18 protein-coding genes, 1 tRNA gene and 1 riboswitch are annotated in these 20,656 nt (G+C 50.0%); of the genes, 2 read left to right on the top strand and 17 right to left on the bottom strand.

Features of this window, described 5'->3' with window-relative positions; translation table 11 throughout:
• The first annotated feature begins 4 nt into the window (after positions 1-4).
• A complete protein-coding gene (locus tag D0Y50_RS05300) occupies positions 5-688 on the top strand; it encodes a TIGR01621 family pseudouridine synthase (RefSeq protein ID WP_117315847.1) in 684 nt (227 codons plus the stop codon).
• A gap of 21 nt (positions 689-709) precedes the next feature.
• Positions 710-1,633, top strand: a complete 924-nt coding sequence (locus D0Y50_RS05295) for a ketopantoate reductase family protein (RefSeq protein ID WP_117315845.1) — start codon at positions 710-712, stop codon at positions 1,631-1,633.
• Here the strand turns inward: D0Y50_RS05295 and lysS are convergent.
• The 17 genes from lysS to D0Y50_RS05210 form a co-directional block, all read right to left on the bottom strand.
• Positions 1,624-3,165, bottom strand: a complete 1,542-nt coding sequence (lysS, locus tag D0Y50_RS05290; RefSeq protein ID WP_108566458.1) for a lysine--tRNA ligase — start codon at positions 3,163-3,165, stop codon at positions 1,624-1,626. The genes D0Y50_RS05295 and lysS overlap by 10 nt on opposite strands.
• Positions 3,166-3,184: 19 nt before the next feature.
• Positions 3,185-4,283 (bottom strand): peptide chain release factor 2 gene (gene prfB, locus D0Y50_RS05285; RefSeq protein WP_108566457.1). Its coding sequence is split into 2 segments (ribosomal slippage): positions 3,185-4,207 and positions 4,209-4,283, totalling 1,098 coding nucleotides; the frame shifts between segments, so codons are not numbered across the junction.
• A gap of 182 nt (positions 4,284-4,465) precedes the next feature.
• Positions 4,466-5,041 (bottom strand): NADPH-dependent FMN reductase, encoded by a 576-nt coding sequence (locus D0Y50_RS05280; protein ID WP_108566456.1) that lies wholly within the window; start codon positions 5,039-5,041, stop codon positions 4,466-4,468.
• A gap of 87 nt (positions 5,042-5,128) precedes the next feature.
• Positions 5,129-6,862 carry an arginine--tRNA ligase gene (gene argS / locus D0Y50_RS05275; RefSeq protein ID WP_117315843.1) on the bottom strand — a complete coding sequence of 578 codons (1,734 nt, stop codon included), beginning with the start codon at positions 6,860-6,862 and terminating at the stop codon, positions 5,129-5,131.
• A gap of 9 nt (positions 6,863-6,871) precedes the next feature.
• Complete coding sequence (gene prfC, locus D0Y50_RS05270) at positions 6,872-8,461, bottom strand: peptide chain release factor 3 (protein ID WP_117315841.1); 1,590 nt, start codon at positions 8,459-8,461, stop codon at positions 6,872-6,874.
• Positions 8,462-8,987: 526 nt separating this feature from the next.
• Positions 8,988-9,704 carry an exonuclease domain-containing protein gene (locus D0Y50_RS05265; RefSeq protein WP_117315839.1) on the bottom strand — a complete coding sequence of 239 codons (717 nt, stop codon included), beginning with the start codon at positions 9,702-9,704 and terminating at the stop codon, positions 8,988-8,990.
• Positions 9,701-11,560, bottom strand: a complete 1,860-nt coding sequence (locus tag D0Y50_RS05260; RefSeq protein WP_117315837.1) for a DUF294 nucleotidyltransferase-like domain-containing protein — start codon at positions 11,558-11,560, stop codon at positions 9,701-9,703. The genes D0Y50_RS05265 and D0Y50_RS05260 overlap by 4 nt, the downstream gene beginning before the upstream one ends.
• Positions 11,561-11,845: 285 nt before the next feature.
• Complete coding sequence (locus D0Y50_RS05255; RefSeq protein WP_108566451.1) at positions 11,846-12,145, bottom strand: hypothetical protein; 300 nt, start codon at positions 12,143-12,145, stop codon at positions 11,846-11,848.
• A gap of 365 nt (positions 12,146-12,510) precedes the next feature.
• Positions 12,511-14,460: a hypothetical protein gene (locus D0Y50_RS05250; RefSeq protein ID WP_147318226.1), complete on the bottom strand. Its 1,950-nt coding sequence runs from the start codon at positions 14,458-14,460 to the stop codon at positions 12,511-12,513.
• A gap of 239 nt (positions 14,461-14,699) precedes the next feature.
• Positions 14,700-15,158: a ribosomal protein S18-alanine N-acetyltransferase gene (gene rimI / locus D0Y50_RS05245; RefSeq protein ID WP_117315833.1), complete on the bottom strand. Its 459-nt coding sequence runs from the start codon at positions 15,156-15,158 to the stop codon at positions 14,700-14,702.
• A 3-nt stretch (positions 15,159-15,161) separates the two neighbouring features.
• Complete coding sequence (locus tag D0Y50_RS05240; RefSeq protein ID WP_108566447.1) at positions 15,162-15,665, bottom strand: hypothetical protein; 504 nt, start codon at positions 15,663-15,665, stop codon at positions 15,162-15,164.
• Positions 15,666-15,725: 60 nt separating this feature from the next.
• Positions 15,726-15,802: transfer RNA gene (locus D0Y50_RS05235), tRNA-Trp, on the bottom strand.
• 94 nt (positions 15,803-15,896) lie between these two features.
• Positions 15,897-16,691 (bottom strand): phosphotransferase, encoded by a 795-nt coding sequence (locus D0Y50_RS05230; protein WP_170145452.1) that lies wholly within the window; start codon positions 16,689-16,691, stop codon positions 15,897-15,899.
• Entirely contained in the window at positions 16,678-17,295 is a 618-nt protein-coding gene (gene pnuC / locus D0Y50_RS05225; RefSeq protein WP_117315828.1) for a nicotinamide riboside transporter PnuC, read from the bottom strand. Before pnuC ends, D0Y50_RS05230 begins: the two co-directional genes overlap by 14 nt.
• Positions 17,292-17,564: a hypothetical protein gene (locus D0Y50_RS05220; protein WP_108566444.1), complete on the bottom strand. Its 273-nt coding sequence runs from the start codon at positions 17,562-17,564 to the stop codon at positions 17,292-17,294. Before D0Y50_RS05220 ends, pnuC begins: the two co-directional genes overlap by 4 nt.
• Before the next feature lie 11 nt (positions 17,565-17,575).
• The gene (locus tag D0Y50_RS05215; protein WP_117315826.1) at positions 17,576-19,636 is read right to left on the bottom strand and encodes a TonB-dependent receptor; all 2,061 of its coding nucleotides are present in this window, start codon (positions 19,634-19,636) and stop codon (positions 17,576-17,578) included.
• Positions 19,637-19,692: 56 nt separating this feature from the next.
• Positions 19,693-19,792: riboswitch (TPP riboswitch) on the bottom strand.
• 125 nt (positions 19,793-19,917) lie between these two features.
• Positions 19,918-20,553, bottom strand: a complete 636-nt coding sequence (locus D0Y50_RS05210) for a hypothetical protein (RefSeq protein WP_117315824.1) — start codon at positions 20,551-20,553, stop codon at positions 19,918-19,920.
• Positions 20,554-20,656 lie beyond the last annotated feature (103 nt).

The raw sequence follows: 20,656 nt of genomic DNA, 5'->3' as shown, positions 1-20,656 counted from the left end.
CCCCATGGAACCTGTCAGCCTACTTTATACCCACCCAGATTTTTATGTTATTCATAAGCCCGCCGGGGTAACCATGCATGACAGTAAGGCTGGCATCATCGCCCGGACTCTGCCCTTGGTGTCTGATGACGCCCTCTATTTGTGCCATCGGCTAGACGATGGCACCTCGGGCTGTCTGTTACTGGCCCGGCATGCTGCTGCGGCAGCCTATTTGGGGAAACTGTTCGCCACCCACCGCATACAGAAATTCTATGTGGCGCTGGCTACGGGTAAACCGAAAAAAAAACAGGGCACGATTAGCGGCGATATGAAAAACCGGCGTCAGGGCCAGCACATTTTACTTTCCTCCACCCAACACCCTGCTGTGACTCAGTTTTTTAGCCAGGCTATTGCGCCAGGCCTACGCGCTTTTGTGGTTAAACCGCTGACCGGAAAAACTCATCAGATTAGAGTAGCGTTAAAAAGTCTTGGAACCGCGATACTAGGCGATGTACTGTATAAGGGTACAGCCGCCGAACGGATGTATTTACACGCTTGGCAATTACAGTTTACCTACCGTAATGAGCTGATTTGTGTAAGTTGCCCTCCGTCCAGTGAATTTATGCATCAGCCAGGGTTCATGCCATGGCTGGCACAAATAGACGCCGTTGAAAAGCTTAACTGGCCGGGGTACCAGCTACCCCGCTAAACATTTAAACAGGAAAGATGCATGACGCAACCCTTACCGAGCCGCATTCAAATAATCGGTAGTGGCGCCATAGGCTCATTGATGGCCGCCAACGCTCAGCGCAATGGAATTCCCTACAGTCTTTGTCCTCGCGATCCCGCGCGCCTTACCCAACGTTTGATTACCTACAGTGGTCAAAGTATTTTACTTAGCGGCAATATGCCGGTAGCCGACCAACTGGGCGCACGCGATATTTTGGTGCTTCCGGTTAAAGTACATCAGTTGGCACAGGCTGCTAAGCAATGGCAGACACGCTTGTCGCCACAAACGCCGGTGTTATTGATACATAACGGCATGGGTGGGTTTGAAGCCGTACGTAAAGAGTTGCCTAAGCAATCACTTTATCTGGCTACCACCAGCCATGGCGCGATTAAAATTAATCACCATGAGGTGAAACATACTGGTTTTGGGCGTACGGTGCTGGGTGAAGCACCGGATAATCGAGATAGCCATAGCGGCCAAAGTGAACTGGTATTGGAAACGCTAAGTCGATGTTTGCAACCGGTTACCTGGCAACAGGACATCATGAAAGGCTTATGGTTAAAACTGGCGGTAAATGCTGTTATTAACCCGCTTACCGCTATTCACAATGTGAAAAACGGTGAACTGGAAAAGGCGAATTTTAAAGGCCAAATCAGCGATATTTGCCATGAAACCGCGGCAGTAGCACAGGCTTGTGGTATGGATTTGCCCCCGGCACTACTTGAAGAAAATGTGCAGCAGGTGATAGGCAAGACAGCCGCTAACTATTCCAGTATGCACCAGGATATCTGGCATCACCGGGTCACCGAAATAGCCGCAATTAACGGTTATATTCTGCAACAGGCAGAAAAAAAAGGTATCGACGTTCCCGTCAATACCTTTCTCTATAACAAAGTTAAGTCAATGGAATCGCGTTATTCCTGAACTTCCGGCTTCATGTGCGGAAATAAAATAACATCCTTGATGGTGGGGCTGTCGGTGAACAACATCGCCAGCCGATCGATACCAATTCCCTGCCCTGCTGTAGGAGGCAGTCCGTGCTCCAGGGCCCGGATATAATCTTCGTCATAGTGCATAGCTTCGTCGTCGCCAGCGTCTTTTTCCTGGACCTGCTTACGGAAACGTTCAGCCTGGTCTTCGGCATCATTTAACTCGCTAAAGCCATTGGCCAGCTCTCGACCGCCGACAAAAAACTCAAACCGGTCAGTAATGAACGGATTAGCATCATTACGACGCGCAAGTGGTGAAACCTCCCACGGGTACTCTGTGATAAAGGTAGGTTGCTCCAGTTGCTCTTCAGCCGTGGCTTCAAAGATTTCGCACAGGTATTTACCCGGCCCCCAAATACCATCTACCTCAGGCTCTTTAATATGCAACTGCTTCGCCATCGCTTTTAGCTCTGGTAAATGGTTTTGCGGATCGCGGATGGCCTCGGCATTAGCGTCTGGCCAGTATTTAAGTATGGCATCGCCCATACTTAATCGCGCAAAGGGCTGACCAAAGTCGTAATGCTTCTCTTCAACCACTTCACCATCTGCATTACGCACGGTATTCACCAGCTTAGCGCTACCCAAAATATCCTGCGCCAGCGTGCGCAGCATGTCTTCGGTTAAATTCATCAGGTCATGGTAATCAGCATAAGCCTGATAAAATTCCAACATGGTAAATTCCGGGTTATGGCGCGTAGACAAGCCTTCATTCCGGAAATTACGGTTTATCTCGAATACCCGCTCGAAACCACCTACCACCAGGCGCTTAAGGTACAACTCGGGCGCAATGCGCAAATACATGTCGATATCCATCGCATTATGATGCGTGGTAAATGGCTTAGCGCTTGCTCCGCCCGGGATCACCTGCAACATTGGGGTTTCTACCTCAATGAAGTTGCGCTCGGTCAGATAATTACGGATACCATTAATCAAGGCACTACGAATGCGAAAGGTTTCACGGGTTTTTTCACTGGTAATCAAGTCAACATAACGTTGACGATATTTGGTTTCCTGATCGCTCAGGCCATGGAATTTTTCGGGCAATGGGCGCAGCGCCTTAGTCAGGAGCTGATAGTTTGCCATATCGACGTACAAATCCCCTTTTCCCGATTTATGCAACGCGCCGGATACGCCAATAATGTCTCCGATATCCAGCGAACCATAGCGCGCCTTAATGTCTTTTTGCGCATCTTTAGATGCATAGGACTGAATCCGGCCACTCATATCCTGTAATAGTAAAAATGGCCCACGTTTCGCCATTATCCGGCCAGCAATGCTGACCTGATTCTGCTGCTCTGCCAGCGTTTCTTTATCTTGTTCGCCATACTGTTGTTGCAGTTCATCTGCATAGTGTTCACGGCGAAAGTTATTCGGAAAGCCATTAGATTCACAGTTTTCTCGAATTGCGCTCAGTTTAGCCCGGCGCTCGGCAATTAATCGGTTTTCATCGTTTTGTTGGTCGGTCATAACCTAATCGCTTGTAGTGTTAAAGCCCGGACTTCAGGCTGGCTTCAATAAATTTGTCTAAATCGCCGTCCAATACAGATTGCGTATTGCGTGTTTCCACACCAGTACGTAAATCTTTGATACGCGAATCATCCAGTACATAGGAGCGAATCTGGCTGCCCCAGCCAATATCAGACTTGCTGTCTTCCAGCGCCTGTTTTTCGGCATTTTGCTTTTGCAGCTCGTATTCATGCAGTTTGGCTTTAAGCTGCTTCATTGCCTGATCTTTGTTTTTATGCTGCGAGCGGTCATTTTGACACTGCACCACAATACCGGTAGGTTCGTGCGTGATCCGTACGGCCGAGTCTGTTCGGTTGACGTGCTGACCACCTGCACCAGATGCGCGATACGTATCTATGCGCAGATCTGACGGATTGATATCAATGTCGATATCATCATCGACTTCAGGATAAACAAAGGCCGAAGAGAACGACGTGTGGCGGCGGTTGCCCGAGTCAAAGGGTGACTTTCGAACCAACCGGTGAACACCGGTTTCCGTACGTAGCCAGCCAAAAGCGTACTCGCCGCCAAAGCGTACCGTGGCACTTTTTATGCCCGCCACTTCGCCTTCAGACAACTCAATAATTTCCGTTTTCAGACCGTGGGCTTCGCCCCAGCGCAAATACATCCGCAACAGCATATTAGCCCAGTCCTGAGCTTCAGTGCCGCCCGAGCCCGCCTGCAAATCAATATAGCAGTCGGCAGCATCATTCGGCCCCGAGAACATACGTCGAAACTCGAGAGTTTCAAGCTGCTGAATCAGGCCATCCAGCTCTACTTTGGTTTCTTCAAAGGTTTCTTCGTCTTCAGCTTCGACTGCCAGCTCCAGTAAGCCTTCAACGTCCTGGGTGCCCTGGTCAAGGTTTTTGATGGTGTCGACCACCTGCTCAAGCGCCACCTTTTCTTTCCCCAGCGCTTGGGCGCGCTCAGGCTCATTCCATACATCCGGGCTTTCCAGCTCGCGGTTAACTTCTTCTAAACGCTCCGACTTTGCATCAAAGTCAAAGATACCCCCTAAGGGATTCTGTGCGTTCCCGGATATCACTAATCGCGTTTTGGACAGGATTTATTTCAAACATAATCCGCTACATTCAGGTTAAAAGTAAGACCGCGAATAGTATCGAAAATGGGGAAATTTTAATAGCGCGGGGCGAAAAGAATTTGCTTACAAATTTACGCCTTAAGGCCCCAGCGGTACGGCTAAAGGTGACGCCAGCTAGCCTAAGGTAAGGCCAGCCATTGTTCGGCTGGCCTACACGCCTTATTTACTGTTTACCTGAGCGCATAACTGTGCGGTATCCGCGCCCAGCTTTTTAAGCTGGGTCAGGGTTTTTTCATCATTAATCTGGCCATCGTCACCTATCAGGCTGTGCACTTTGGCGATGGCTTTTTGATTGGGGTGCACCAGCACGCCCATATTTTCTAACAACATACGTAGCGTTACCAGTACGCGCAGGCCGCCCAAGCCCCCTGAAGAAGCGGCCATAATACCGGCAACCTTGCCCCGATACGCTTGCATAACCTGTTCTGTCTCACCTTTACGCGAGGCCCAGTCCAGTGCATTTTTCAACAATGCCGGATAGCTACTGTTATATTCTGGCGAGGCAATTAAAAAACCATCGTGGCGAATCAGTAATTCTTTAAACGCCTGGGCCCGTTCCGGGATGCCCAGCTCAGTTTCTTCGTCTTCATTAAATAGCGGCATGGCATAATCAGCCAGGTTAATCACCGTGACCTCAGCCCCGGCCTCCCGCGCGCCCTGCGCAGCGACATTGACAATAGCCTGGTTGAACGACTGGCGGCGGGTGCTACCCGCAAAAGCAAGAATAGATGGCATAACCACTCCCTATAAAAAAGGGCTGTTGATAGCAACAGCCCTTAGTAATTCCACTAACTGGAAAACAATAAACTGTAAGCGTTCAGTTTACATTTTTTCCAGCGTTTCGATACCTAACAACGCCAGACCCTGTTCCATGGTTCCGGAAACCAGCGCTGCCAGTGCTAAGCGACTGTTACGTACCGCAGGTGGAGTGTCTTCACGCAAGATTGGGCAGGCTTCATAAAAGCGCATAAAGGCACTGGCCACATCATAAAGGTAGGTACACATAATATGCGGTGTGGCTTCACGGGCCACCACGTTGATGGTTTCTTCAAATTGCAGCAACTGTACCGCTAACGCATGTTCCTGGGGCGCGGCTAAGGTAATCTCTACCGGTAGTTCGGCAAGAGAGATACCAGCCTTGCGGAAAATACTCTTAACCCGGGTAAAGGCATATTGAAGGTAGGGGGCGGTATTGCCTTCGAAGCTGAGCATGGTGTCCCAGTTGAATACGTAATCGGTAGTGCGGTTCTTACTTAAATCCGCATATTTCACCGCGCCAATACCCACTTTCTGCGCCACCTCGGCCAGCTCCTGCTCGCTTAGGTCGTTATCGCGCTGAGCAATCAGGTTTCCCGCCCGCTCAACCGCTTCATCAAGTAACTCAACCAATTTCACCGTACCACCGGTACGCGTTTTAAAGGGTTTGCCGTCACTACCTAACATCATACCGAACGGGCAGTGTTCGTAACTTTGCTCAGGCTGCATAAAGCCCGCCTTGCGGCCGACAATTTCGGTTTGTTTAAAATGTAAGGCCTGCCGGGCGTCAGTCAAAATCAGGGTACGATCAGCATTGAGCTGTGAACTACGGTAGCGCATGGCCGCCAAATCGGTGGTGGCATACAAATAACCGCCACCGGATTTTTGCACGATGTAGACCGCTGGATTGCCTTCTTTATCAGCTAACTCAGGAATAAACACCACCTGCGCGCCTTGATCTTCTACGGCAATCCCTTTGGCTTTAAGCTCAGCCACCACATTCGCCAGATCATGGTTATAAGCAGATTCACCCATGATGTGCTCGCGGGTAAGACTGACATTAAGCTTGTCGTACACTTCTTCGCTGTGGGCAATAGATACATCAATAAATTTATCCCACAATGCCAGACATGCTGCATCACCGCCTTGTAGTTTCACTACAAATTCACGGGCGCGGTCAGCAAAACCGGTTTCATTATCAAAGCGGACTTTGGCTTCCCGGTAAAAATCTTCCAAATCAGATAAGGCGGTTTCCGCCATTTGATTATTTTGTAATTTATCATTGAGGTGGGCCAACAGCATACCAAACTGCGTGCCCCAGTCGCCCATGTGGTTTTGGCGAATAACCTTATGACCCAGAAATTCCAGCAGCTTTACTACGCTATCACCAATAATGGTGGTACGTAGATGCCCCACGTGCATTTCTTTGGCCAGGTTAGGGGATGAATAGTCCACTACCACGGTCTGGGTGGGCTGCTTAGCTACGCCCAGACGCGGGTCGTGTACCGCCAGCTCACACTGGTTTGCCAACCAGCGATCACTTAAATGGATATTGATAAACCCGGGGCCAGCGATTTCCAGCTTTTCGGCAACATCATCAAGCTTTACCTTGGCGACAATTTGCTCGGCAATATCCCGCGGTTTTTGCTTGAGCTTTTTCGCCAAAGCCATGGCGCCGTTGAACTGATATTCACCAAATTCAGGCCGGGCACTTCTGGAAACCGGAATGGGCGCATCGCCTGCGTCAAGTGCTTCAAGAGCCTGTTTAAACCGGCTTACCAATAATGCATGTATATTCATAATCTTGTCTTAATGTTCCCGGGTGTGGGTAAATTGAATGTCGGGGTAGCGTTCGCGCGCCAATTGCAGATTTACCATGGTCGGTGCGATATACGTTAGGTTATCGCCGCCATCCAGGGCCAGGTTGTGTTCGGCTTTACGTCGAAATTCGTCCAGCTTACGAGGATCCTCTGAGTACACCCAGCGTGCGGTATTAACGCTGATATGCTCATAAATAGCTTCAACATTGTATTCAGACTTTAAACGCGCCACCACCACATCAAACTGTAGTACGCCTACCGCACCTACTATCAGATCGTTATTAACCAAGGGCCTGAAGACTTGTACCGCGCCTTCTTCTGACAATTGAATCAGGCCTTTTAATAACTGCTTTTGCTTAAGTGGATCGCGGAGACGAATTCGCTTGAACAATTCCGGGGCAAAGTTAGGGATACCCGTAAACCGGAAATTCTCGCCAGCGGTAAAGGTGTCGCCGATGCGAATAGTGCCATGGTTATGCAGACCGATAATGTCACCGGCGTAAGCTTCTTCAAGCAGCGCACGGTCGCCGGCCAGAAACGTCAATGCATCGGCAATGCGTACATCTTTACCAATCCGGGTATGCTTCATTTTCATACCCTTTTCGTATTTGCCTGACACAATCCGGCAAAAAGCGATTCGGTCACGGTGTTTGGGGTCCATGTTGGCCTGAATTTTAAAGACAAAGCCACTGAACGCAGCGGCGTCGGCTTCAATCCGGCCGTCTTCGGTTTCCCGCCCTAAGGGGGCGGGAGCCCACTCGACCAAACCGTCTAACATATGGTCGACGCCGAAATTACCCAGCGCAGTACCAAAGAACACCGGGGTAATCTCCCCCGCCATAAACAGTTCCTGGTCAAATTCATTGGAAGCGCCCACTACCAGCTCTAATTCATCGCGTAATGTCTGGGCCAGGTCACTGCCCACCGCACCGTCCAGTTCCGGGTTATCCAACCCTTTTATGATACGCACCGGTTGAATAGTGTGTCCCTGGCCGCTTTGATATAGGATGGTTTCATCGCGATGCAGGTGGTACACGCCTTTAAAACTTTTACCACTGCCAATCGGCCAGGTGATGGGTGCACAGGCAATATTTAACTCGGTTTCCACCTCGTCAAGTAGCTCCATCGGATCGCGAATATCCCGATCAAGTTTGTTCATGAAGGTAATAATTGGCGTATCCCGTAGCCGGGTCACTTCCATCAGCTTGCGCGTTCTGGCTTCAACACCTTTGGCCGCGTCAATCACCATCAAGCACGAATCTACCGCGGTAAGGGTACGATAGGTATCTTCTGAAAAGTCTTCGTGCCCTGGTGTATCCAGCAGATTGACCAAGTGGTCGGCATAAGGAAACTGCATGACCGACGTGGTTACTGAGATGCCCCGCTCTTTTTCCATTTCCATCCAGTCAGACTTTGCATGTTGACCGGATTTTTTACCTTTTACGGTACCGGCTTTTTGTAGCGCACGGCCAAACAACAGGACTTTTTCAGTAATGGTCGTTTTACCCGCATCCGGGTGCGAGATGATGGCAAACGTGCGGCGCTTGCTGATATCGCTTAGGTGATTCTTCTCTGCCATGTATATTCTTTGCTTCTTCTAAAATAGGTTCCCGCACGGAGCGGGTAACTAATGCGGTTGTCCTATTGCCCATGGCCTACTGAGGCGTGCAACAAGCGCAACATAACCGGTTGTAACAGCGTAGGTTACATCCGGCCCGCTGTAATATGTTTGTGTAATCTGCCGGCATGTTAGCCAAGCAGTGTATGAGTCAGGCTGCAGGCAACTCAGTTAAGCCGCCTCGCGCCCCGGCGAAACGGTGGCGTATACCAGTATTAGCCTGCGGTTTTTTTTAACTGGCTCAGCTACGCCTGATCTGGCTTAGCTAGGCATAATCTGGGATTGGCTATGTTGCCTATTTTACAAACCTCACATGCCTGCTTCAACTGCGGCGCATTCGCCGGCGCGCAGATGGCCGCCATAATAACACGTCTGTGAGCAAAGCGGGGCTTATCAACGCGCTAAGTTAGTAGGATTTTTTGCTTTAGAACGCCGCCCCAGGGCGATCGTTATAAACCCGCTCAGCGCCGGTGGCTGACCGGACGGGTCAGTTAGCAGAGCGGCGCACCAAGGGCCCTAATACGGGTGGCTTCAACCCGAAAATATCGGCCACCTGCGCCAGCAGTAATTCACCGGTAGCGACTGCATCGGCAAAGGCGTTATGTGCCAGGTAAGGGGGCAGGCTGCGGTTCTCCCGGATACTGGCCAGCCGTAAATCAGGCCGAACCATACCGGTATTGACCATCATGCTGCGCTCTATGGCCAGGGTATCTAAAAACACCAGCGGCAGACTGGTATTGTCGTCCAGCCCTAACAAGGCGTGTAAAAACTGTTTTTCAATCCAGGCCCCATGGGCAATAACCACTTTCCCCTGCAACGCGTCAACCAATAACCCGGCGACCTGTTCAGGCGGCATACCGCCCATCAGAGTCTCAGGTACAATATGGTTTATTACCGCGGTATCGGCCACCACACTGTGGCCCGCCTTAACATAATAATGCTGGGCACTGCCTAATGATAATATCGGATAATTAAGGTTGAGCATTCCTACCGACAAAATGGCATCGTTAGGACAATCCAGGCCAGAGGTTTCAAAGTCCAGCACAACACATTGCACCTCACTTAATAAGCAGTCCGGCGAGGGTAAGGCGGCTTCAAACAGGGGCTTTGCCAACGCTGGCACAGTGCCTTCTTGCAGAGCCCGGGAGCGCTGTTTTTCCATTCGGTGTAAAGGATGAAAACGTGACAGCAACCCTTGGCTCATCGCAATATGCCCGCTGCGTTAAATCGTTGCTGCGCCGCTTCTTGATAGCGCGCAATAATCCGAAATGCATCTTTTAAATGATTGCGTTCAAAAGGGGTTAGGCTGGATGGCGCAATCAGGTTGTCTTGCACGCCGCCGTGGCTGGCCACATCGCTTTGATGTTTAAACCGAACAAGATTTATAAATTGAAAGGCCTCGGTAAGCTCTTGCCGGTGCACTTGATTGATGACTTTCTTGTTCGCCGCATCGCGCAGCCGATGGGTAGTTTCGGTAGCTGAACTGCCCGCCGCCAAAGCGTAGACCCGGGCCAGATCGACCACCAGATTCACCGCCTGCTTTTTAATATTAAGCACCTGCCGGTTGTCGCCGTCGCGGGTCAGAACAAATTTTCTAAACAGCCCCAGGGGTGGGCTAATCCGCAGGGAATTGGCTACCATAATGGCAAAAAACCGATGATGTCCTTCCACCCGGGCCAGTAACGACTGCTTCAGCGCGGCCACTAAATGTTCGGTGCCGTACAAAAACCGCAGATCCAGAAATACAGTGATATCCAGTAAGTTTTGGGCTTCCGATTCGGCCACCCATTGTTTGACATAATTCTGCCATACGGCTAAAGGTACCCGCCAGCGGTCATTACTGGCCATCACATCCCCTTTACACAATGGATAGCCACAATCATCTAAGGCCTGGCACACGTAATTGGCCAGGTTTTTAAAGTAAGTGGCTTCCTGGGCATCAGGTTCCCATTGTAAAATAATGCCGTTGTCCTGATCAGATCCCAGGTGCATTTCAAAACGAGCCTGAGAGCCAGCACAAAACCACGCGTAAGGAATCGGGGCGGGCCCGAACTTGTCCTCTGCCAGCTGTAAAATGCGTTTGTTAAAAGCATCGGCAATCAGGGTGACCATTTGTTGAATTGCCCGGGCGTCAACGCGGGCTGCCTGTAGCGCTTCAAACACAGCCTGGCGGCGCGGCACCAGATTGATCAGATCCTTTAAAGAATTCTGCCGATATACCTGGCTGATCAGATAAATTGCCTGCACATGGGAGTTTTCCACCAAACTGGTAGCCGTCAGTACGCCTACCACTTCACCATCTTCCATTACCGGTAAACTTCGCACATTGTGCTGCATCATAATTTCAATAGCTTGAGCCAGCGGCGCTTCAGGGTGCACCGTACGCGGGCGCTCTGTCATTATCTCGCTGACCGGCTGGCTAGTATCCATTCCCGTAGCCAGTACGCGGGTGGTCAGGTCGCGGTCGGTTACCACTCCAGCCAGTACGCTCCCTTCAAATACTAATGCGCTGGAACGATGCATATCGGTCATGACCTGTGCAACTTCACGTATAGGTGTGTCACACTTTACTTTGGGTACGCGCCGGTTCATCACCTCTTTTACATTACGTAAATACTGAGCTTCTTCGCCTTCAGGAGGAACCGAGGAATGCGCTAATCTTACTGATTCCTGGGAAGAAAAGTGATTACGGATACCAGGATTGTTATCCATCAGATCCAGAATAACCTGCTTTGGAATACGATAAAGCAAGGTATTTTCAATCGCACTTAACGAATAGCCACATTCGCCCGAACGGTATAACTGACTGAAACCGAACAAATCACTGTCGGCCAGCCGGGTGCGCAGGCTACCATCGGGATGACGCTGCTCCACTGCCCCGGTACGAACAATATACAACCCCTGCCCGACTATTTGGTCTCCCGGTAACGCTTCTGACTTTTTCAGATACAGAATATCCACCGAGGCTGCCAGGGAATGACGTTCTTCTTCACGCAGCAAATCAAATGGGTCAACCGTCCCCAGAAAGGCGACAATATTGGGTAGTAATGATGATTCCATACAACACTGGGTCTTATTATTAAACCGGAGGCACGGTCTTGCTGGCCACCCGATGATAAAGTATGTGTGTAGCGACTTACGCTGCACGTCGATAACGCTCTGGGTAAACTCAATGCCAGGGGGATCAAATAAACCAGGCTACGCCGCGCAAAGGCATGGTGTATTGCTAGCACCCGAATTTACAGTGTGGCGTATTTTACACCGAAAATACACACTCAGCTGGCGGATACGCCGATCTCCCCCGCTCCGCCTTTACAGTTTACCCTACCACAGAACCGCTGAAGTTCATGGCAGCAGAAATGCCATACTTAATAGCTTACGTTGGCCTTGCTCTATTCGGCTAACACTGTGTGAATGCAAATCCGGGCGAAATAAAATGACGCGGTTAAACCAGTTAAAGATGACACTATCAGCGGCGAATATACCGCCTTGCGCGGGCTGCTTTAACACAATGTTGAATTTGAAATAGCGCCCCCCGCCCATGGGGTCATTGTGCCTGAGTACCTGATGGCCTTCTGGATAGGTTACCAGATTTACGGAAAATCGCCGGCTACTGAAAAATGCCCGATTACGTACTTTGCCCATAGAGTATCCACTGCTGTCAAGCGCACAAAGCGCATTGATAAATTGATGGCAAGGATACTGGCACACCCGCAAAAGCAAGAAAAGCATTGGACTAGACATTTTGGTTATGCTTTGTAACCCGTTTGTCCTACCATACCGACTCGCCCCGGCAAGCCAAAGCAATATTTCTTGCCAATCTGGCACCGCAACTGGCACCGGAAAATTGATAAATGAACAGCCGCTTTAGCTGACTAAAGCCGGCGGATTGCTGAAAACACATCAGCCGGGACAATCCCGGCTGATGTGTTTTTGGTAGTATGGTAGCGCTACTGCGCCCCCGAGGTGGTTCTGGTTGCGTGGAGCCGGCCAGTGACGCTTAAGTCGCGCTATTTTATCTGCCCAATTTTACGCATTTGATCGCGCCAGGCACGGTACATATGCGCATCCTGCTCGTCCTGCATTTGGGTTTCTTTTAAACCGATGCTGGCAACCTGGTCAGCACGCACATAGGTAGCGCTGGCACAATAAGCTGGCAATGATGCGCTGGTGATACCTTTGCCTGCGATAAACATACCGCCGTTTTCCTCTTCCCATACTTCAAATACTGCTTGATACAGGTCATACATCTGGGCGCTTTTTAACACCTGAAAGTTAAGGTAAGACGAGGCGTTAAAATCATGACCTCCGGCATAGGCTGTCAGTGCGATACCATACTGGCGGGTCAGCTCTTCTGCCTGACGGATACCATAGCGTAACCCTGGAGTATCGGCCTGAGCATAAAAGCGATCGGTTCCTTCAACAAAGTTTTGTGCATCGGCCAACATGGCTGAAGCGCTATCAATACTCAACTGGGTTCCGGCTGTATTTACCACCATAGGATCTACCGCCAACGTATCAGCCCAGTCGCCTGGCGCCTGGCTTCCCTCAAATTCCGCTAGCAATGCGCCTTCTAGCAGCATTTGGTTGTAAGTTGTCAGATTCCCACTGTCTTGTACGGTCCCCGCCAATACGGTAACCACACGCGCCATATCGTCTCCCCATATCGACGCAAAGCGCTGTTTAATTTCCAGGGTCCGGGCGGCCTGCCAGTTACTGATTAACAAATTTTCCTGTTCTAAGGCTGAGCCGCCTTGCATTAGTTCAGTATTGCGCGCTTCGGGCCAGCGTAGCTCAGCCTGGGCGACCGCATACTCGCGGCCCAAACGCTGGGGATACGTACGCTTGGTTAATTCGTTACCTAATTCAAGGTATAACACCTTGTTAGTGTTCAGCCCGTCATGGAGTAACCGGGCTAATTGCTCAATGTATGTATTGTCCGCGGTTAACGGTACATTTAACCATAAATGCGAGGCAGAACGGTTAGCCAGCTCAATCATCAACTCGTAGGGCGCCCCTTTTGCCGCCCCCCAGTTACTGTTATTTAAAGTAGCGCGCTCGGCCCACCCCTGACTGTCAAAACGAGTAAACGCGGTGTCACTTACCCGGTTATACAAAGCGGCATCGCTAAACCAGTTAGTGGGTCGGATGACTTTGGCTGGTTTCAAATAATTTAAATACGACTGAGTAAACAGGTTAGCGGCTGAAGCACCTGGCCGCAGTAGCTGGATATTCCGTAAATAGTCGCCGCTGCCTTGCGGGTCGGTTGTGGTGATAGCAATGGTCAGTGCGCCATAACCGGCATACTGTAAAATAATTTCACCGGGTGACTGCTCTACCACCGTGGCGTTAGTAAATTCAAATTCGCCTTCACCGGCATAGGTAAGTGTGTACTCACCTGCTTCATAAGCGGTGTCAATTTCAGCACTCATAACGGTGGTAAAAATGGTATCAGCGCGGGTGCCGTCTGATAGCGCCATGCTAGTGGGCCAACCATTTTTATCGATCTGAATTTTATGGCTTTGGGCGGTAGACCAAATTCCAGCTTTGCTAAAAAACCATCCGTGTGGGTTATCTGCCAGGGGCTGGCCGGTCAGGCCGGCTGTTTTAAATACATCACTAAAAGCCCACGCAGTCATATCGCTGGAGATCTTAGATACCTGCGCGCCAAGCCGGTACAGCGAGGGCTCGGCAGTAACGGTTTCGCTTAACTGCTCGCGGTTTATATTAAGCGCCACTGACGTATCTTGTGGCTGTGCGCTATTGGCCTCAGAATCTGCGTTATCCTCGGCAGTGCTCACCGGCAATTGGCTGGATGACCCAGAAGTGAGGGGCGGAGCCTGACTTATCGAGGCCGTGCTTTGTGTAGGAGAAGTTTCGCTGCTACCGCCAGAACCACCGCAAGCGGTGATTAACGAGGAACAGGCAACAATTGACATTACTAATACTGATTTTTTCATAACTGCAACACACTTCGTTAAAGTCAGATGGCGCTGGAGCGACGTGCCACAGCGAGATGCAGTAAGAGTAGCGCTCCCCCTGGAAAATCAGCGTATAAGCGACAATACGCAAGTATTTTAGGGGTTCAGAAATAAACCTAAAGTCAATTTTTTATTTATATTTTTCAGAGGGATATAATTTGATAAAACGCTTAATTCAGCGTGTTTTTTTGAAAGGTATAAATTGAGAAACGCTTATTTTAGGCGTTTAAGGACATTGTCATAATGACAGCGTCTTCAGTTGGGGTGTGCGCGGTAGCCGGATAATAGCCCTTGCGAACTTCCTGAATAATAAAACCTGCTTTGCTATAGAGCTGTCTGGCCACCCGGTTGCTGCTGCGTACCTCAAGCCACAGGCTAGCCATATGGCTGGCTTTACAGTGCGCAATAACGCCCTGCAGCAACTGCTGACCGGCACCGATACCCCGAGCATCCTCGACTATACCGAGATCCATCAAAGTAGCTTCATCTACTACCATCAGCAGCAGTGCATAGCCAATCACCCGGTGCCCCTGAAGGACAACACGAGCACTATACGGTGCGGTGGTACAATCGATGAAGGTGTCAAAGCGCCAGGGTTGCGGCACCACTTGTTGATGAATTTGATAAGCTGCCTGTAGCGCTTGCGGGTCTGGCTTGCACACCATTAGCTCGGACATTGATTATGCCGTTTGCCCCAGCAACTGCCATAGCTGCCGTTTGTGTGTAGCAGTAAGCTCTTCCGGTGATACAGGTAAAGTAACTTCACGGTGAGTAAACTGTAGTCGCTGACCAACCATAATGGTTACCGGCGAGAGATCACCGGTGACCAGCTGGATTGCCTGCTCGATATCCTCAACCAAAGCGCAAAAGCGAGTCAGCTGTTCCCGGGTAAGTGGTGTAGCCGCAGATGCCCGACGCTCTTTACTGTTTGCCTGGTCATGGCTGGCAGGTAACACTGATTCAGGCGCTTGCTGTTCGGAAGCTATCGTGGTTGGCGATGTTTTGGCGGTAGCGCTGTTGGCCAACGTTGAACGCAACGCAGCCAGATGCCCCGCGCGATCTTTAGCTACCGGCACCGTTGTAGCGGTTGCAATAGGCGCAGACGCTGTGTTGGCAGGCGTTTGCCATACACACAGACCCATTTGTTGCAAAGCGGCAATTTGAGTTTGATTTAACAAGGACATTTTTGCTTCAGGCTAACGTAAGACTACAGTAGCTTTTGTTGGTACAAAAAGAAAGGAAAGTGGCAGGGGTGGAGGGACTCGAACCCCCAACCATCGGTTTTGGAGACCGCTGTTCTACCAATTCGAACTACACCCCTAGCGCGGTATCGCATTATACGTATGCGATTTAAAAGGTAAAGCATTTTTCATCATTGGTGTGCCAACCGCTTACCTTTCACCCATAATGCACATTTATTGCTCAGCCTGGGTGGATTTTACACTGTTTTTTGCTGCCGCCGTCCATAGGCCCTCGGTCACGGTTACGACCTCCTGGTAAAAGGTAAATTCAGCGGCTACCCGCTCCACCGGAATATGGGTGTGTTCAGCATACGCACAAACCAAGCTGGTGCACTGGCTGGCACCCAATTGGTTAATAGAAGCGCATGCTGCCAGGTCAAAATAGCGGTTTGCCCGGGCGCCATACTCCCAGTCTATAATCAGTAGCGGGGAGAGCCGCATTATATGTCCGGCAGATAAATCATTATGACAAAAAACGGTGTCATCTTCGAGGCCGCTATGAGTGTTCTCACGGGCGCTTAACGCGGTGATCACGCGGCGCGTTGCAATAGCAAGTTCATCGGTATCTGCAATTTTCCCGGCTGCTTGATAATGAACCAAGCGTTGCACCAGATCTAACGATGGCGCACTAACCGGCAGTTGATGAATTTGACTTAACGCCCCAGCCAACTGTATTGCGCTAATGTTGGGGCTATCGCCGGTCACAAACTGCTCTACCCACCACTTATGGTCTTCACTTAACCATACCGGCGTCGGCGCTATAGAATGTGCCGCCAGTTGCTTTTGCATCGCAAACTGGGCAGCCCTGTCGATACCGCTAAAGCTATCATTACCTAACCACTTTACAATGTAGTGATGCTCGCGGTCGGTAAGCGAATATATATGATTAACCGCCCCTCCCGCGATAGGTTCACAGGTTACCGGTGATTGCAGCTGCAACGACTCTGCAAGGTACTCAGGAATAGACATGCATATCCTGCGCTTGCTGTTGATGACGATACTGGGCATGCCACTGCACGTAGCCGTAAACAGAAAAGCCGATATAACCGGCGAACAGACAAGCCGATAGCACCAGCCCTGATTGACCGTACAAATAGGCAGAAGCTAGATTGATAAAAAACCAGTACACCCAGTTTTGCAGGATCTTGTGCGCCACCATAAAAGTGGTCACCACACTAAGTACCTGTATACAGGCATCCAACCATAAGAACTCGTTATTAAACTGGCCTTCTGCCACCAGCGACAATCCCCAGCCCACCAATAACAGTACCGGCACCAATAACGCATGCCACAGCCATGGCCAGGAACGCACCTGATTGCCCTCCTCCGTGCCTTGTTGCCATTGATAATACCCATACACTGCCATTAGCATGTAAAAGAAATTAAGCACCGACTGAAATGGCAGCGTGACCTGCCAAAACAGATAAGTGTAAATTGCCGTACTGACAAACGCGCACAACCAGCACCAGTTATTTTGGCGGGCCGCCAACCAGACATAGCCCAGGGCCAGAATTACCGCAGCCCATTCCAGGGCAGAGGTAGCCCCCAGTTGCTCAAAAAAAGTGTGAATCATGGGGCTGATTGCGGCTGGTTAGACTGCATCGCATCGAAATTTAAAAACTTCGCGACAAAGATAGCCTGGCCGACTGCCTGATGGGTACGTTGCATTTCTGTGCCCAACATCTGCATCACTACCGCATAGTCACCCGATATTTGGGTACTCGTAGAGCAAGTAGCGATTGTCACGTCCGGGTAACTGTTGATACGTTCAATAAACGCTTTAATTGGTTCAATATATTGGTTTGCTAACGGATACAGCGAAATTTCTACCATTACTTGCATTGTATATTCTCCTAAAACTGGTAATTAACGGTTACACCGTACTGACGCCCATCGGCCAGTTGATAATAAGGTTCTGCAAACGCGTATTCGTCTCTGGGATCATTACTGAATCCTCCGAAGCCGCGTACATAGTAGGTTTTGTCAAACGCGTTGTTTACCCACAAAGACGTATTCCAATTTCCTTGTTGCCACACCAGTTGGGTATTAACCAATGTCGTTGAAGGCGACATTACGTCGTGACCGTCAGAAAAGCGATAGCGGTCTTTAAAATCTATATCTAACCGCCAACTAAGGGTGTCGGACAGGATGAGATCACTGTATATATTGGCGGTCCAGCGAGGGGCCTGAGCCTGTTGCTGTTCATCTACAAACTCTCCTTTGGCATTAGTGTATTGCTCGAAGCTGGCATCCAGATACCCTACACTTGCCTGTAACTGCCACTGGGCCGATGCTTGCCATGATACTTCGGCTTCGGCGCCCCGGTTGGTGCCCAAATCAGCGTTATCAATAATATCGATAAAGTCCGGCGTGCCGTCCTCCCGTAACAACACATCAAAATCGTTTACCTGTGTGTTGTCCCGGCGCATATAAAATACCGCGGCCCGAACAGACGCCTCAGGCACCAGTAAAGGCCCTTTTACGCCAAGCTCGTAGTTCCAGTTGTATTCAGCATCAAAGAAGCGGTTGTCATTGGTAACCCGCTGCGCCGGATTAATCCCTGCCCCTTTGAAGCCACGAGATACACTGGCATACCACAAATGTTCCCCTGCACTATACTGCAACGCCACTTTGCCGCCCTCCATTGAGGTATCGTGGCTCTGCTTAAGCCCCTGATTATCCGCATAATCAAAGTCGTAATTTTCTAATCGAAGCCCTAACACCAACGTCAGAGCGTCGGTCAGCGTGGTGTGGGTTTCGCCATACAGCGCTTTAGTGGTCGGCGTGTATTCACTGGCAAAGTCAGTCACATCATAAGTGTATTGACGCAGCAGCGACTCTTCCGAACCCTTAAAGTGAGCCCCGATTGTCCAGCTGGTGGTATCGTTAAATAACCGTAAGGAATCTGCCGAGGTAAACCGTATTTCTGCTGTTTGCGTGTCAATATCTCTGAAATAGGCATCAAACGACGTGTAACCTAAAGGATGGAAGCCGGTGTAAGTCCAGTCTTCATCATACCCATAGGCAAGATTATGGCTGGCGTGAGTCAGCACTAATTTAAGCTGGCCCGCCGTATAATCGGTGGTTAAGCTAACACTCAGAGCATGGGTCTGCTGCGTATCAAACCCCGGCTCGTCCGCCAAACTAATACGGTTATTATCCAGTGAGAACCCATCATAACCGTTATCAATATCGTACCAGCGGTAACTAACATCTGCGGTGGTACGGCTATCAACATCCCACTGCAACGCCAGACGTGCAGCAGTTTCATCAATATTGTTTGTGTCATCACGGTTTAGGTACTGGTTGTGTACGAAGCCATCACTGCGGTTGTGCATAAGACTCGCCCGATAGCGTACGCCCTCGGCCAGACTTTGGCCGGTAGCTCCTTCAAACCGATAGCTACTTTTATTGCTTGCGCGTAGCTGAACATGGCTAGTCTGATCTTCATCAGGCTGGGCGCTTACAATTTTTATTGCGCCGGCTAATGCACCAGTACCGAATAAAGTCGACTGGGGGCCGCGGAATACCTCTACCTGTTCGGTATCAAACAGCACACCTGCTGCGCCCAACCCGGAAAAGTCAAAATCATCGACCAGGAAACTCACTGAAGGGTTTATCGGCTCAGCAAACTGTGACCGTTCGCCAATACCACGAATTTGCACAAACCGCCCCCGGGAAGCCCCTGAGGCAAAGTTCACATTTGGTGCAATGTTTAGTACATCATCAAGATATTCTGCCTGGCGGCTCTGTAAGCGGGCCTGACCCAGCACGGTTGCACTGCTACTTAACAGCGCAAGGCTGACCTGGCGAAAGTCTGAGGTAACGACGATTCTTTCGATATCCGTATTGTCAGTCTCCACACTGTGTGCACCACAGGCTAGGAACGCTAATACGATGGGAGTTTTCTTCATTTGGGATCTCGATTCTTATAGGAGAAAAAAGATCCGGCTTTGCGGCAGGTTATCTGGCTGAGTGTAAACACCATCCCTACGCCGGTATTATCCGGATCAGGTAAAGGGTTCCCACGTGGTGGATCTCAGCCGATAACGGCACCCCTTGGTCTGTAAATCTTGTTTTAGGGGTCTGAGTCTATCAAGTGTGGGTAAATCGTCAAGATTTACCACAATAAGAAAAAGAAACGCCCGCTAATAGTGACGGCGCGGGCGTTCTAAGCAGGTCGTCGAAGACCTTTTTACTGGCGTCTAGTGCGCCATCCTATATACCCAAGTCCAAGCAGCAGCATGGAAATGGCGGTAGGCTCGCTAACATCGGTTAAACTGACATTGGAAAAGGTTACCTGGACATCATCACAACGTCCTGAATCGCAGTCGTTGATAAAAATTATGTCGGTTACCATGCCGCTAATAAACTCATTAACGTCTATTGAAAAAGACTGTGTTGTATTTACCGCGGCATATTGATACGCGGTAATCCCTGCATAATTCTGGGTGCCACCTAACGTGAAAGTGCGGTGGGGATTGTGGTTTTTCTCTTTGTACGAAAAATCGGCAAACCATAAACCCGTAATTTCCGGCATTGTGGCTGTTGCTGAAGCCACATTAATGTCAAAATTCATGATAAATTGGTTGTTATTATTAAGGTTTATTGCCGAACCAAAGGTATCTTGAAGATTAAAACCGAACCACGCATCGTTGAATAACGTAAGTGAGCTATCAGTAGTTGCAAATGTGCCGGTATTCTGGCCTGCTTTGCCAGTGAACGCGATATTGTCAAAGCGCAAAGCAGTCGCATCCACTATAGCGGCCTGGGCCGAAACGGCAGCGCAGTAGCTAAGCGCCAGTAGCATTATTTGCTGTTTGATAGACATCAGGTTTTCCTTCTTAACGGTACGGATAAGCGCAACACATGCACAGGCCAGACGCTTGTTAAGCGTGATGGCGGTCTCGCCCAGTGCAGGTTGAAAAACCGGA

The organism is Salinimonas sediminis, assembly GCF_003429285.1.
Lineage (GTDB): Bacteria > Pseudomonadota > Gammaproteobacteria > Enterobacterales > Alteromonadaceae > Alteromonas > Alteromonas indica.
Note: the sequence above shows the minus strand (reverse complement) of the source record. Positions and strands in the feature narration are given on the sequence as shown.

Bases quoted from the DNA above. Each gene is read 5' to 3' on its own strand.
- D0Y50_RS05280 (WP_108566456.1), bottom strand. From the start codon at position 5,041: ATGCCATCTATTCTTGCTTTTGCGGGTAGCACCCGCCGCCAGTCGTTC.
- lysS (WP_108566458.1), bottom strand. From the start codon at position 3,165: ATGACCGACCAACAAAACGATGAAAACCGATTAATTGCCGAGCGCCGG.
- D0Y50_RS05250 (WP_147318226.1), bottom strand. From the start codon at position 14,460: ATGAAAAAATCAGTATTAGTAATGTCAATTGTTGCCTGTTCCTCGTTA.
- D0Y50_RS05220 (WP_108566444.1), bottom strand. From the start codon at position 17,564: ATGCAAGTAATGGTAGAAATTTCGCTGTATCCGTTAGCAAACCAATAT.
- D0Y50_RS05300 (WP_117315847.1), top strand. From the start codon at position 5: ATGGAACCTGTCAGCCTACTTTATACCCACCCAGATTTTTATGTTATT.
- D0Y50_RS05215 (WP_117315826.1), bottom strand. From the start codon at position 19,636: ATGAAGAAAACTCCCATCGTATTAGCGTTCCTAGCCTGTGGTGCACAC.
- D0Y50_RS05240 (WP_108566447.1), bottom strand. From the start codon at position 15,665: ATGTCCTTGTTAAATCAAACTCAAATTGCCGCTTTGCAACAAATGGGT.
- D0Y50_RS05210 (WP_117315824.1), bottom strand. From the start codon at position 20,553: ATGTCTATCAAACAGCAAATAATGCTACTGGCGCTTAGCTACTGCGCT.
- prfC (WP_117315841.1), bottom strand. From the start codon at position 8,461: ATGGCAGAGAAGAATCACCTAAGCGATATCAGCAAGCGCCGCACGTTT.
- D0Y50_RS05230 (WP_170145452.1), bottom strand. From the start codon at position 16,691: ATGTCTATTCCTGAGTACCTTGCAGAGTCGTTGCAGCTGCAATCACCG.
- D0Y50_RS05260 (WP_117315837.1), bottom strand. From the start codon at position 11,560: ATGGAATCATCATTACTACCCAATATTGTCGCCTTTCTGGGGACGGTT.
- pnuC (WP_117315828.1), bottom strand. From the start codon at position 17,295: ATGATTCACACTTTTTTTGAGCAACTGGGGGCTACCTCTGCCCTGGAA.
- D0Y50_RS05265 (WP_117315839.1), bottom strand. From the start codon at position 9,704: ATGAGCCAAGGGTTGCTGTCACGTTTTCATCCTTTACACCGAATGGAA.
- D0Y50_RS05255 (WP_108566451.1), bottom strand. From the start codon at position 12,145: ATGGGCAAAGTACGTAATCGGGCATTTTTCAGTAGCCGGCGATTTTCC.
- rimI (WP_117315833.1), bottom strand. From the start codon at position 15,158: ATGTCCGAGCTAATGGTGTGCAAGCCAGACCCGCAAGCGCTACAGGCA.
- D0Y50_RS05295 (WP_117315845.1), top strand. From the start codon at position 710: ATGACGCAACCCTTACCGAGCCGCATTCAAATAATCGGTAGTGGCGCC.
- argS (WP_117315843.1), bottom strand. From the start codon at position 6,862: ATGAATATACATGCATTATTGGTAAGCCGGTTTAAACAGGCTCTTGAA.